This window comes from Streptococcus sp. HMSC34B10 (assembly GCF_001839505.1).
Lineage (GTDB): Bacteria > Bacillota > Bacilli > Lactobacillales > Streptococcaceae > Streptococcus > Streptococcus peroris.
Genome location: NZ_KV841556.1, coordinates 498,859 through 510,967, shown reverse-complemented (window position 1 = coordinate 510,967; position 12,109 = coordinate 498,859). Strand labels below are relative to the sequence as shown.

The following is a 12,109-nucleotide window of genomic DNA, read 5'->3' as shown; positions in this document are numbered from 1 at the left end:
TCCACTATTTTTTATCATTACGTTTTTTCATAAAGTAGACAATACCAATGACGAATACTCCTAGTACAAGTGCAGGAGCATAAAATTCAAGCGTTCCAATAATTCCTTCCATTATCGTTTCCTCCATTTCTTTTATATAATTATTATAGCTTGTAGAAAAATCTATTTCATGAGTATTTCGTGCAGAATTGAGACGTAATGAGGTTTCTTGTCTTTTTCTAGGGCACAAATAAAAACCAATACTCCTCAAGAGCATTGGTTAGAAATAATAGTGATAAAACCAATCTATCCACTATTTTTTATCATTACGTTTTTTCATAAAATAGACAATACCAATGATGAATGCTCCTAGTACAAGTACAGGAGCATAAAATTCAAGCGTTCCAATAATTCCTTCCATTCTATCCTCCTTTAAGGTACAATTCACTTCTTTTAACCACAACTTACATGTGGTGTAGTACATTCATAGGAATATGTAAATGCCCATCCGCACCGACCAACTAGTGTTAACTGAATCGCTGAAAACCAACCAGAACCTGATTTCCCAGCAAGTTCTTGATTGGTAACTTCAAAGTCTAGAGAATCAATCACTGGACGTTCAGCATTCTTTGCCATAGGCTTATTCCTCCTTTTTTCTTTAGATGATCATCTTTACAATAATTAGTATACAACTTAATCGTAACTACGTAATGAGTAAATCGTGCAAAAGTTGTAAGTTTCTCAAATTAACTATATTTTTTTAAATTGGGTTTTAAAAACTTTTCGCCCACCTCAAACAACTAACAAAAGTTATAAGTAGACTATATTTTAAAACTCATGATTTAACAACCATTTCGAACAGTTAAAACTTTCAACATTTCTTCCCCAGATTTAAGCATCTCTTTCTCCACTTGATTCCATTCTCCAAATAGTAAATCATGAAGAACGGTTGCCGCTGAAGTTGTATTTTCTTTTGAATCATATACGCAACTTCTATCTCGTTGGTAAATTTGAATTCTTTCAAAGATAGCTAGTTCTTCCAATTGTCGTGTATTATCAACTAGATGATTTACAATGAAATCATGATGTTCTTTTGGAGTTGCGCGTGCTTGATGTGGATTGATAGCGTACAGTTCTTCGTATCGGATAAGGGTGCTCAGATAGGACAATTCGGGCTTTGTCGCAATTAAGGCTAATTGTACTTCATATCCCTTACTTTTCAAGAGTTGTGCTGTTTTCTTTGGAACATCTATCGTTCGTAAGGTCCCCTCTATCAAAAGATTGTATCCCAAATGACTCAATTCGGTTACTAAAGACTCTACCATTTGCCCTGCAAAATCTTTGGTGTATTCAACACTATCTTTGCCATATTCTTGCTGCAGTTCTAAATAGTGTGGATGCTGAGAACGAAAACTATCGCCATCTATGATAACAATATTTCCTTGAAATTCTTTCTGTTTAATACGATGAATTGTAGTCTTACCAGCACCACTTTGCCCTCCAAGTAAAATCGCTATAGGTTGCTTACTGGACTTTTTTCCTCTTGTCAGTGAGCGAACGTTCCGAGCTAAAGCATGTTTGAATGCACTATCGGTATAATCTTGGATTTCCATTAGGCTACCTTCCGTTTTTCAGATATCTCTAACATACGTTCAATTCCATCCAAATAGCCGCTATATCTCTCTATTTCATCAAAAGTTTCTACTAGATAGATATTCGTATGAATCAAATCAGATAGATCATCACTCATTAAAATCCAAGGATTAGATTCATCATCAATGCTAATTCCCTGACTATCTTGATAACGATAGAGTCGAGATAATAGATTAGCACCTCTTTCTTTCACAATTTCAATTTTTAAAGTCAATTCATAATCTTCAACAGGATTAAGCATTTTATCTTCTCCTACAATATCGACATAAGATACATTAAACTTTTGACAAATGATGTCTATTAGTTCCGTAGAGACTGAACTCGTTCCATTTTCATAACGACTCAAGCTATTTCGAGAAATTCCTATAATTTGGGCAAATTCGGGTTGGGTCAAGTCATGTGTTTTACGTAAGGATTTTATGTTTTTTCCAATCATGGGAAACTCCTTTCATTTGATAATACCATTATAACATTTAGAAAAATAAAACGCACCATTTTTGGTGCATTATTTATTATTTTTCCTAAATCTCTCTAAATTCTTCTCCAATTGTTCCTTATGAAGTTGATTTTTAGCTTCCTTTAATGTGTCGTCCAAAGTTTCTTCCCTATAAGTTGATTCTGTTTTTAGTTGTTCTGATTCTTGTTCTGGAGTGAAAATGATATCTAACAGTCGGTAAATTTTTTCAAGATCTTGGACGGGCATACCAGATAATCTATGAATCAACTTCTTAAATATATCACTATTGTCTTGATTTTTCTTAAAAAATGTTGTAAACATCTATAACCTCTCAAAAAAAGCAGCCTATCAGGACTGCTTAGTACAATTCGGAAATCGCATCATAAATTGACTGCAATTTCTTATTGTCTTTATTCTTTGTGTCAATCAAAGTATATAGCTCTTCAATTTTCTTTTGACTACTTTCAATATCGGTATTGTTATCCGCAATCAGTCTTTTAAGATGTTGCTGATAACTTGTAGTGATATCTGTCTCTTTTCCTGTTCTAACCTCTGCAACTTTGGGTTTAGAACTAGAATTTGATTCCGTCACAGGTGCTTGTTTTCGCTTTTGAAAAGCTGCTTCATAATTTACATCATTACCTCCTTGATGATTTCTAAATAAGGCCGCAATTTTATCTGGATCTTCTTGATTTTCTGATTTACTTTCTAATGGTTGATTAAAATTCCAATCTTTTGTCATTCACTCATTTCATCCTTTCTAAATTCAGAATCTTCGAATTGTCTTTCTCTGCCAAAGGCATGGTCAAGAGCTTCTTCAAAACTCATGTGACTGATGCTTTGACGCCTTTTGAACGTCGCAAACATCGCTGTTTCCAGTTGCTCTTTGTAAGCAGCTAGTTTTTCTGTCTCTCTTGCTACCTTGCTTTCTTGCCTAGTGACCTTTTCTTCTAAGCGTTCAATAATGGTCATATACGAACCTCCTTCATTCTAATATTAACTAGATCAGCTTGATTTTGTTATCACAATTCTAAACATTGAGAGGATTGTCTTACTGGTTGGTGCCCTAATGTCTCTTTTACAGTTTCAAGCATACATTGTAAATCTGATTTCTTTTCTCTAAGAACATCATTCCAGTCTATCTTTACTTTCCCAGATTCATTATTAGGTAGATCCATTAAAACAGGAAATCCTGATTGAGATAATTTATCAGAAAAATCTTTTCCAGCATCATCACAATCTACCGCAAGTGTTAATAAATCAGGATGATTATCAAAATAGCTGGTGGTATCACGAATTGTATTGATTAGAGGCAATAATTTTGAAGGTATTACTGTATCTAAAAATTCCAATTTCTGATTTTCTTCAGCTATCAGTCGTAAAGTTTGATAAGCGACAACAGACCTTTTTAATCCCTCCATAGATACCAAACGAACATCTGATAGACTTTTTTGATGAAGTTCGTAATAGCTCATTAAGTCGATGAACGATTCACAAAAGACTAGTCTATTGGGGTGACCAATATCAAAGGATATTCCAACATGTCCATGGCTTCCTTTTAGAATCGTTTTTAACCTCTCTCTAGAAAGAGCGGGATTCTTATAAATCCCTTGTAAGCTTGCTGCCTGCAGCTTGTGACGATGATTAAAGCTTTTAAAAACGATAACAGGTTCAACTGTTTCATTTGTTTTCCAGCTGGCTTGTGCTATTAAACCTTGTTGAATCATCTTTTGTACGATTTCTTCTGAAATTCCTCTACATTCTGTTAAGTAATATCTGGCCAGACTACAGTTAGAATCTTCTATTCTCTTTAAAGGATAATAAAATGGTCTCTCTCTTTTTTCTTGAACAGCTTCTTTTTGAAAAGGTTCTTCAGAAAGAAAGGCTAGAGCTTCTTTAAAGGAAATTCCCTTAACAAGTCGAACAAAATCAATGACATCACCTTGAATATCTCTTGAAAACCATTTAAAAGTATTGGTAGTTGAAAAAACCCGAAATGAATCGTGTTCAGGATGTTCATAGACACTGCTCGAAACTTGTTTAAAGGAGATACCTAAACGATTGGCTACATCAAGAATTGAAATTTGCTTACATTCTTCTATTTCCATGCAATATCATCATTTTGTTGTAGTATTTGGCAGTGATGGTATTGATGATGATTCTTCTAAAGTTTTAGGAGTTGCCTTATCTAAATCATCCAACCCAGATTTCCAAACCTGCACTTGATTGACCAATAACTTACCCGGCAGTTTAGAATAAGACAATTTAACAGTTCTGGTTTCTGTCTGATTGGTCTTTGATTGGTTGGCATCTTTTAAATCGGATACATAGGTTACATTATAAGAGACCATGGCAATAGCTTGATTCGTAGTCTGATTGACAAATATATCAGCTTTTTCAAAATGATAATCCAAAATATAATCCTTATACACTTGGTTCATGGCATCATTTTGACTTGACAATTCTTGAGAATAAGCCGATTCAGTCATATAAGGTTGAATACGTGTATTATTTTCTCCGAGCTTTTCTTTCGTATAGTACTGAGTCAAAAATTCTTTTACAGTATCCGATGACAAAATGCTGGCTTTATCTTCTGCTTGTTTGTCCTCTACAAGTTTAGCTGCAGCCAATTCGATTTCTTTGCGACTTTGTTTAGCAGTAGAATGTTGACCAGCAGTATATCCCATCATGAGAATAAAGCTAGTTGCGGCTACTGCTCCAACACTAATTAAGGCTTTAGTTTTGACTTTATTTAACATCTTAGACCTTCTTTCTATAAAAACTAGGTCAAGAATAACAAAAAGAACTTGTAAGTTTTATCACATCACAACGAAAGGTGATTCCTACATTTCAGGCGCAAAATCGTACAGTTCAGAGAAAAAAATCAAAACTAGATGTCTTCATCTTATAATGTAACTATGAAAAATTTAAAAGAAGAAAATTTGAGAAGAGCTCTTTCTCATATTGAACGACATAAACAAGCCATAAATACAAGTAATAATAGTAAGGATAAAAATTATCATAAATTATTGCTCCAATTTAGCTATGAAGTGTATGAAAGAATCAAGACTAATAAAAAACCTTATCCGAATTTAGATTCAGATAAAGTTTTTTAAACATCTAAAAAGTTTACATACTTTCCTTAGTTTTGGAGTTTATGAAGCGCCAACTGAATCCTAGAACCAACATCAGATTGATGAAAAGGTACACAGCCGTAAAACTAGTTAAACCATGTTGTCTGATATCATCAAAATATAAACTAGGTTCAGTAAAGAACAAATAAATTCCATAGCCCTCCACGAAAATAAGAAAACTGACAAAACCAATCAGGAAAAGTCCACTGGCAATCAGGAAGAGTCTCCATAAAAGAATGAGAATTCCTCCTACTGCTAAAAAAATTACTGGGATAAGGAGTAAATCATTCATGACTTTCTCCTTTCTAGTCAATCAACTGACGGTAATGAGTGGCAAGAGAATAATCAAACTCTTCTAATTTTTGAACTAAGTCCAAATAATCCTCTTTTTCATGTTCTTCAAAGTCCACACCTCGATGATTCTGAAGAGAGATTTCTAATTGACTAGTGAGTTCTCGTTTAGAAAAACTGTAATCCCCTGTCACTTCCTCATAATGTTCCTTTAACTCCTTGTAGGCTTGGTATTCTTCAGGTGTTTGAAATCCCTGTACCAAGGCCTCTTCTAATTGATAATAGGTATCTTCCATCATAATCGTTACCTCGTTTCTTTCTATCTTTATTCTACCGCGCTTTTCTTTTCTTGTCCGCTATTTATATCTATTTTTTAATCCAATTCAAAAGAAAGTTGTTCTTGCTTTTCTTTTCCATTTTCATGGAATTGTCTTAATGCCTGATCAATAATATCTAAATCCGTTTCTGTTTCAATCAATGGCGCGAGTACATCGTATTCGGCCTTTTTAGTTTGATAATCCTCTTCCTTTGGAAAATTTTTCTCAATTTCTACTCTAGCATTAGTCCATTTATCCTTTAATTCATCCAATAAGTTCTGAGTTTTCACTTGGTCATCTTTAATGTGATCAATCGTATGCTGAAGCCTTTGAATCGTTCCCAAAGGAGAATACAAATCTAAACTGACAGAATACTGATTTTCTCCTACAAGCTTAACGGAGAAGGTTTCAGGAAGAGGTTGATTTGTTGGAAGACTAAGCATTTTAATGTCAAATCCTCGATAGCTTGCTAGGGTACGAAACTCTTTACTGTCAGCTTGATTATGACGGATAAGACGGTGTAAGGATTCACCTGCTTCAGATCGTTGATCAAAAGCTTGCTTACCTACCGTCATAGAAAATGTCTGGTCTTTAGACATTTCAGACTGTTGAATGTCGCCTTCATACTTGCTTAATCGTTTCTCAAGAATGGGCATATTTTCTTCACAGTAAGAGATTGTATGACGATAGTGATCCTTGCTGCGTTGAAAGGCGCGTCTTTGATTTTCTAATAGAGTTAGATCATTCTCTAGTTCCATCTTATATTTTAGATAAGGATTACCTGTTGCTAGCGCCTTAAAATCAGAAGCCGTCATAGTCTGCTCATCGATATCTTCTGCAGCACGAATCGGCTCCTTAGAAGTCATAATCTGCTTAATATAACGAAGTTTGTTCTCCTGAGTTGCCCAAAGATAATTATCAAACGAACCTTTGGTAATATAGTGGTAAATATCCACTTCCTTGTTTTCATTTCCCTGTCGGATAATCCGTCCATTGCGTTGCTGAATGTCACTTGGTCTCCACGGTACATCCAGGTGATGAACTGCTTTCATCTTACTCTGAACATTTAAACCTGTTCCTCCTTTTTCAGTTGAGGCAAGGAGAATCCGCACTTCTCCTGCATTAACCTTTCGAGATAAACTATTCTTCTTTTCATCACTATTGGCATCATGTACAAAGGCAATTTCCTTACTAGGGATTCCTCTATCAACTAATAAAGCCTTTATTTCAGAATAGACATCAAAGCCATTATCCTTTTTCTTAGGTGTGCCAATATCTGAAAAAATCATCTGAGTAGCCTTATTTCCCATTCCTTCACGGTAAATTCTCTCAACATTATCCACTACCTGAAGCAGTTTATGATTGTCTGCTAGACTATAGCTAGAGTCCAACAAACGCATATCAATAGCTAGTTTCCGTGCCTCACCCGTTATCTTTAACATGTTATCCTGGCTAGGATCAACTGTTCCACATTTGACTGCATCTGAACGCATAACCAATTCTTCTAGATAGAGTTTCTGGTTTTCGGTTAACTCACTCTCAATAGGGATAATATGAGCTTCTGGAACAGGTAAGTCCAACATATCTTGTGTTTGAATGTCGGCTGTTTCTTTATAGATTTTCATCAACTCAGGTAGATTGACAAACTTTTTAAATCGTTTCTTAGGTTGGTACTTATCCCCTGTAGGAGCTAATTCCATAGAGTTTTGAATTTCTCCAAAAGCACCTACCCAAGAGTCAAAATAATCAACTTGATAGCGTTTTAAGATATCTGGTTGAATATAGTTCATCATAGTGTACAACTCACTAATAGAATTGGAAACTGGTGTTCCTGTCGCAAAGACAATGTTTTTAAAATCATGCTCTTCCTGAATCTGTCGAACCTTCATTTCCATATCCACATTCTTCTTAGACGTTGTATTGGTAATCCCTGCTACATTTCCAAGTCCAGTAATCGGACGAATATTTTTAAAGTGATGTGCTTCATCCACAAAGAGAAAATCAATTCCTAGATTTTCAAAATCAATAAAGCTATCACGATTGAAGCGTTGGAGTTCTTCCAATTGTTTCTCTAGACCACTTATTGATTGTTCTGCTTCTTTAACGGTATACTTATTTTCCGAATGTGTTTTAATCTCTCGTAGTTCATTGAGTTTATCCTCAATATAGTTCATCTGTCTTTCCTTACTGACAGGGATTTTTTCAAATTGAGAATCCCCAATGACAATGGCATCGTAATCTCCTGTAATAATACGTGACACAAATTGTTTTCTTCTCGCCTTCACAAAATCTTTCTTAGTGGTCACAAAGACTTTTTTAGTAGGAAAAAATTTCATGATTTCTTGACCAAATTGAGCAGACAAACTAGAGGGTACTACATACAAGGGCTTATGAACCATCCCTAACTCCTTTAATTTAAACCCAGCACCAAGCATGGTCAAGGTCTTTCCTGAACCTACCTCATGAGCTAATAAGGCTCTTTTTTCTTCTACGATTCTTTGAATGGCATTCTCTTGGTGAGGACGAAGACTAATGTTTTGAGCCAAGCCATCAATAACTAAATGGCTACCGTCATACTCTCGACTAACTGTTCGATTATAAAGACGATTATAGCTTTCCTCAATGACTTGTTGGACTTCTGGATACCGTGAGACAAATTCTTGAAAGAGCTCTTGTAAATGCTGCTCTTTTGCTCTTAGAACAGAGGTTTTTTCCAAATCTGTGATGGTCTTTTTCTTTTCTCCTTCCGTAACAGTCATGGTAATCGTCGGTTGGTTTGAATTTAGTAAATTCTCAAAAATCTTTCTTCCTGTATCATAACGTGACCCACTGACTCCAAGACTACTATCTTTGGCACTTGGATAGCGATAAGCAAATGATGTCCTTAAATGAATCTGTCCATCGACAGGATTCACTTCAATGACTTGTTCAACATCTGGCGAAGACAATTCAAATTCACGATTGGTAAAACATTCAAAGGCAAATTTACCATAAACGGATTGAGGAATCCAACGTGATCCTATTTTAAACTCAATATCTGCCAGATGAATCCGTGGAGGGCGAACAGATTCTAACAAATCTAAAGCATGGTTCCAATCATATTCTTGATTGTTTTCCTCCACTAATAGTTGAACTACTTCTATCTTGTTGAGAATATCTCCTGATAAAAACTGGTTCTTAGAAAGATATTTTCTTTCTCCTCTTAAATAGCTTTCTGGATCCATTAAAATCTGGTCTCCTAACTCATCTAAAATAGCAGCTTGGCTATGTTCAGGATAAATTGATACCATATAGTCTAAATCAACCCCTCTACCATCCGATAAACTGGAGTTTAAGGCATCTAAAACCGTTGATACTCTTGTAATCACTCTCTCTGGCCTAACCAATGCTTTCTCAAAGGCTAAAGATTTTTTATATTTTACTTTCTGATCTTTAGAATCGATGTATTCATCTTCTAAACTTGCTAGTAAAGAATACTTATCGTCACTATCAAATAAGTTCCTATTAACGGAAGCATTCAAGTATCCAAATTGACTTACAAAACGGTCATATTCACGATTGAGTTTACTAAGCAATTCCTGAAAATCAGCCCGACTATAATCTTGATGACGTTGAATTTCAATTAGGGATTGATAGGTCTCTCTCAAATCAACCATGCCCTTAATACGACTAATGTCCTTATCCGATAAGGGACTTTCATAAAAGACAGTTTTTTTGAACAGTCCCTTATATTTCCCTCTTTTACTCGCTTCTTCTGACTTGTAAACATCTAGTGCTTCCTCATCTGTCAAATGAAGTTGCACGAATCGATCTATTTTATGTTCAGACAAAGAACTGTCCCAGGATTTAAAATCTCCTTTCTCGTCTACATAATAACTAATTTCGTCTACTTTTGAACTTTTCCGAATGCCATGCGTATCTCGGTAATAAATTTGATTTCCCTCATATCCAAAAGAATAGAGCGCTAAGTTCTCACGTATACGACTTGGGATAGAATTATCCACTTCTTCTTGGATAAAAACAGGTGCTTTCAAAGAATTGTCAATTTGTTTAGGTGCTTCCACATTCTCTAATGCTTTCATTATGTCAGTAGATAATGTTTCTGATACCCCCTTAACATTGAGGGTTCCTCCATTAAAATTACGTACCTCATATTCACCCAAAACTTGTGTATTGTATTTCCCATCAAAATAAGGATTGATCCAGACACGCTTATCCTCCTCAAAGGGAATAGAGCCACTAAAAACAAGTTCTTCCTCATTAAGATTCTTTGCTTGATCCTTTTGAAAGAAGAGGAAATCTGTAGTCACTCGGGTACCTGCAATCTTTTTAAAAGCCGTATCCGGCAAACGAACTCCCCCTAAAAAATGAGTGTTGGATTTAATCTCTTGTAAGACATTATCTGTCCGTTTATCCATTGTCCCAATAGATGAGATAATCGACACTTGTCCTCCGTCTCTTACTAAATCAAGTGAGTGTTTGACAAAGTAATCATGAATCATATAAGGTTTATCATAGTTTTTATCGGCAATGCGAAAATTTCCAAACGGAACATTCGTTAAGACTAAATCAAAACTATTATTTTGATAGGGAACTTCTTCAAATCCTCGCACTTCAATATGGGTATTGGGGTGTAGTTGTTTTGCGATTGCGCCTGTCACACTGTCTAATTCAACTCCATAGAGTTCTGATCTCTCTCGTATACTTCTAGGCATCGCCGCAAAGAAGTTCCCAGTCCCCATAGAAGGATCTAATATCCTTCCTCCCTCAAAACCATCATCCAGTAACTTTTGCCAAATCTGGCGAATAATCATTGGGTCTGTATAATAGGCTGTGAGAGAACTTTGTTTCATAGTGGAGTATTCTGATTTACTTACTAAACTCTTAAGAGTTAAACGTTCTGTTTCATACTTTGGATTGAGTTCATCGAAAAATTCATTGGCAAGACCACCCCAGCCGACATACTTGGCTAGTAGCTCTTGTTCTTCTGGATTCGCTTGTCGTCCCTCTTTTTCTAATCTTTTAACAAGTTCAATTACGGCGATATTCGTTTCAATCTTTTCTCGATTTGTCTTAGGATAAAAGTCCTCTAAATCATCTGGAAAAACAAAATCTAGAACATGGACATCTGTCTCTTCTATGCCTTCAATAAGCGTTTCTGTTTCCTTATCCTTTTCATTATCTTCTTCCAGATCGGAAAACAAATCTATTTCCTGACTTTCACTTGATAAATCAATCTCAATCTCTGAATCTTCTTTTTCAAGTTCTTCAAGAGACAATACTTGTTCAATCTCTTCTAAACTGTTCAAGTATAAGATAGGATTCTCTTCAAATAACTGGTTGGAATCATTGAATAGCTCTAGGCGAACTAAGTCATTTAACTGGGCATTTTCAATCGAAACCAACAGAAATACTTGTCCTTTATAACTTACTTGTGAACCGATTGGATATTCCCTCAATGCTTCTTCTACAATTCTATTGACATTAGAAAAGGAGTTAGTTTCTTCTGTTTCCTGTTCAATATCACTTGAAGGAGATAAGGATTCCTCTACTTGCTTAGACTTTTCGCTTTTAGCCTTTACTTCATCAAAATGAGTAATAATCTTTAGCTTTTGTGTCAGTGGAAGATGTTGGTAGTTTTCTTCATGATAGACAAGAGCCGTAACGGTATCTAAAGTAGCCATCAATTCTGAACCCAAATAGGCTAGAACATCTCCCTCTTTTTCTTCAAAATGAATCTCAAGAACCTCTTTTTTTAGTTCTTTGGAATCAACCATTAGAAGAAACTCCTCTATATCTCTACTAATGCGGTCAGATAGATTATTCGCAACCCGATAGACATTGACCAAATTGACATCCTGATTCTGATGAAAGATAAGCTCACTTAGTTCTTCTAGCTTTTCTTTTTCAGATTGGATGTAAAATCGAGTGGAAAGGTTATAGGTTGCAACTTCTAGCACCAAGTTTTTCTCAAAATTACTTAATTGAGATAATTTACTTAGACCTGCTTGTCCAAAATTTCTTGTGTAACTTTCTAAATCTTGGTCATTATTTTCAGAACTAGCCTCTAGGAAAGAAACAATATCTTGATGAAACGAATAGACATGAGGTATCTCTTCTATCTTGCCCTCTTCAACCAAAAAACTCTCTACCAAGTCCTGCCATTTCTCATCAAAATGTTGCGCTTGATAACGAAGAAATAGGTCCATTTTCTCTCTATCTTTTGGAATTGTTCCACGAAACATAGCCAATAATTGCATTACTTCCATACTCGCTCC

The 12,109-nt window shown here is 35.3% G+C and carries 12 protein-coding genes; 1 reads left to right on the top strand and 11 read right to left on the bottom strand.

The features are described from left to right. Positions 1–432 precede the first annotated feature (432 nt). The 8 genes from slmA to HMPREF3237_RS08055 all read right to left on the bottom strand — a co-directional run bounded on the left by slmA (position 433) and on the right by HMPREF3237_RS08055 (position 4,848). Positions 433–615: a salivaricin M family lantibiotic gene (gene slmA / locus HMPREF3237_RS08090; protein WP_070846370.1), complete on the bottom strand. Its 183-nt coding sequence runs from the start codon at positions 613–615 to the stop codon at positions 433–435. A gap of 206 nt (positions 616–821) precedes the next feature. After that, positions 822–1,592, bottom strand: a complete 771-nt coding sequence (gene pezT, locus HMPREF3237_RS08085) for a type II toxin-antitoxin system toxin PezT (RefSeq protein WP_070889462.1) — start codon at positions 1,590–1,592, stop codon at positions 822–824. Next, a complete protein-coding gene (pezA, locus tag HMPREF3237_RS08080) occupies positions 1,592–2,068 on the bottom strand; it encodes a type II toxin-antitoxin system antitoxin PezA (RefSeq protein WP_014713363.1) in 477 nt (158 codons plus the stop codon). The genes pezT and pezA overlap by 1 nt, the downstream gene beginning before the upstream one ends. Before the next feature lie 69 nt (positions 2,069–2,137). Then, positions 2,138–2,410, bottom strand: coding sequence for a hypothetical protein (locus HMPREF3237_RS08075; RefSeq protein WP_014713364.1), 273 nt, complete (start codon positions 2,408–2,410; stop codon positions 2,138–2,140). Between the two features lie 37 nt (positions 2,411–2,447). Further along, a complete protein-coding gene (locus tag HMPREF3237_RS08070) occupies positions 2,448–2,831 on the bottom strand; it encodes a DUF5945 family protein (protein ID WP_070846374.1) in 384 nt (127 codons plus the stop codon). Further along, the gene (locus tag HMPREF3237_RS08065; protein ID WP_014713366.1) at positions 2,828–3,061 is read right to left on the bottom strand and encodes a DUF5965 family protein; all 234 of its coding nucleotides are present in this window, start codon (positions 3,059–3,061) and stop codon (positions 2,828–2,830) included. Before HMPREF3237_RS08065 ends, HMPREF3237_RS08070 begins: the two co-directional genes overlap by 4 nt. A 50-nt stretch (positions 3,062–3,111) precedes the next feature. Continuing rightward, the gene (locus HMPREF3237_RS08060) at positions 3,112–4,197 is read right to left on the bottom strand and encodes a toprim domain-containing protein (RefSeq protein WP_070889461.1); all 1,086 of its coding nucleotides are present in this window, start codon (positions 4,195–4,197) and stop codon (positions 3,112–3,114) included. 9 nt (positions 4,198–4,206) lie between these two features. Continuing rightward, positions 4,207–4,848, bottom strand: a complete 642-nt coding sequence (locus tag HMPREF3237_RS08055) for a peptidylprolyl isomerase (RefSeq protein WP_070889460.1) — start codon at positions 4,846–4,848, stop codon at positions 4,207–4,209. Between the two features lie 159 nt (positions 4,849–5,007). On the opposite strand from HMPREF3237_RS08055, the gene HMPREF3237_RS08865 reads away from it, so the two are divergent. Next, positions 5,008–5,205 (top strand): hypothetical protein, encoded by a 198-nt coding sequence (locus HMPREF3237_RS08865; protein WP_083327708.1) that lies wholly within the window; start codon positions 5,008–5,010, stop codon positions 5,203–5,205. Positions 5,206–5,218: 13 nt separating this feature from the next. On the opposite strand, the gene HMPREF3237_RS08050 is transcribed toward HMPREF3237_RS08865, so the two are convergent. From HMPREF3237_RS08050 to HMPREF3237_RS08040, 3 genes are all read right to left on the bottom strand, one after another. Continuing rightward, positions 5,219–5,515: a DUF5966 family protein gene (locus HMPREF3237_RS08050; protein WP_070889459.1), complete on the bottom strand. Its 297-nt coding sequence runs from the start codon at positions 5,513–5,515 to the stop codon at positions 5,219–5,221. 13 nt (positions 5,516–5,528) lie between these two features. Continuing rightward, positions 5,529–5,813, bottom strand: coding sequence for a DUF5962 family protein (locus HMPREF3237_RS08045; RefSeq protein ID WP_070889458.1), 285 nt, complete (start codon positions 5,811–5,813; stop codon positions 5,529–5,531). 74 nt (positions 5,814–5,887) lie between these two features. Next, positions 5,888–12,100, bottom strand: coding sequence for a DEAD/DEAH box helicase family protein (locus tag HMPREF3237_RS08040; protein ID WP_180364201.1), 6,213 nt, complete (start codon positions 12,098–12,100; stop codon positions 5,888–5,890). Between the last annotated feature and the right edge of the window lie 9 nt (positions 12,101–12,109).

Excerpts from the sequence above, each read along its gene's own strand:
- slmA (WP_070846370.1), bottom strand. The coding sequence starts at position 615 with ATGGCAAAGAATGCTGAACGTCCAGTGATTGATTCTCTAGACTTTGAA.
- pezT (WP_070889462.1), bottom strand. The coding sequence starts at position 1,592 with ATGGAAATCCAAGATTATACCGATAGTGCATTCAAACATGCTTTAGCT.
- pezA (WP_014713363.1), bottom strand. The coding sequence starts at position 2,068 with ATGATTGGAAAAAACATAAAATCCTTACGTAAAACACATGACTTGACC.
- HMPREF3237_RS08075 (WP_014713364.1), bottom strand. The coding sequence starts at position 2,410 with ATGTTTACAACATTTTTTAAGAAAAATCAAGACAATAGTGATATATTT.
- HMPREF3237_RS08070 (WP_070846374.1), bottom strand. The coding sequence starts at position 2,831 with ATGACAAAAGATTGGAATTTTAATCAACCATTAGAAAGTAAATCAGAA.
- HMPREF3237_RS08065 (WP_014713366.1), bottom strand. The coding sequence starts at position 3,061 with ATGACCATTATTGAACGCTTAGAAGAAAAGGTCACTAGGCAAGAAAGC.
- HMPREF3237_RS08060 (WP_070889461.1), bottom strand. The coding sequence starts at position 4,197 with ATGGAAATAGAAGAATGTAAGCAAATTTCAATTCTTGATGTAGCCAAT.
- HMPREF3237_RS08055 (WP_070889460.1), bottom strand. The coding sequence starts at position 4,848 with ATGTTAAATAAAGTCAAAACTAAAGCCTTAATTAGTGTTGGAGCAGTA.
- HMPREF3237_RS08865 (WP_083327708.1), top strand. The coding sequence starts at position 5,008 with ATGAAAAATTTAAAAGAAGAAAATTTGAGAAGAGCTCTTTCTCATATT.
- HMPREF3237_RS08050 (WP_070889459.1), bottom strand. The coding sequence starts at position 5,515 with ATGAATGATTTACTCCTTATCCCAGTAATTTTTTTAGCAGTAGGAGGA.
- HMPREF3237_RS08045 (WP_070889458.1), bottom strand. The coding sequence starts at position 5,813 with ATGATGGAAGATACCTATTATCAATTAGAAGAGGCCTTGGTACAGGGA.
- HMPREF3237_RS08040 (WP_180364201.1), bottom strand. The coding sequence starts at position 12,100 with ATGGAAGTAATGCAATTATTGGCTATGTTTCGTGGAACAATTCCAAAA.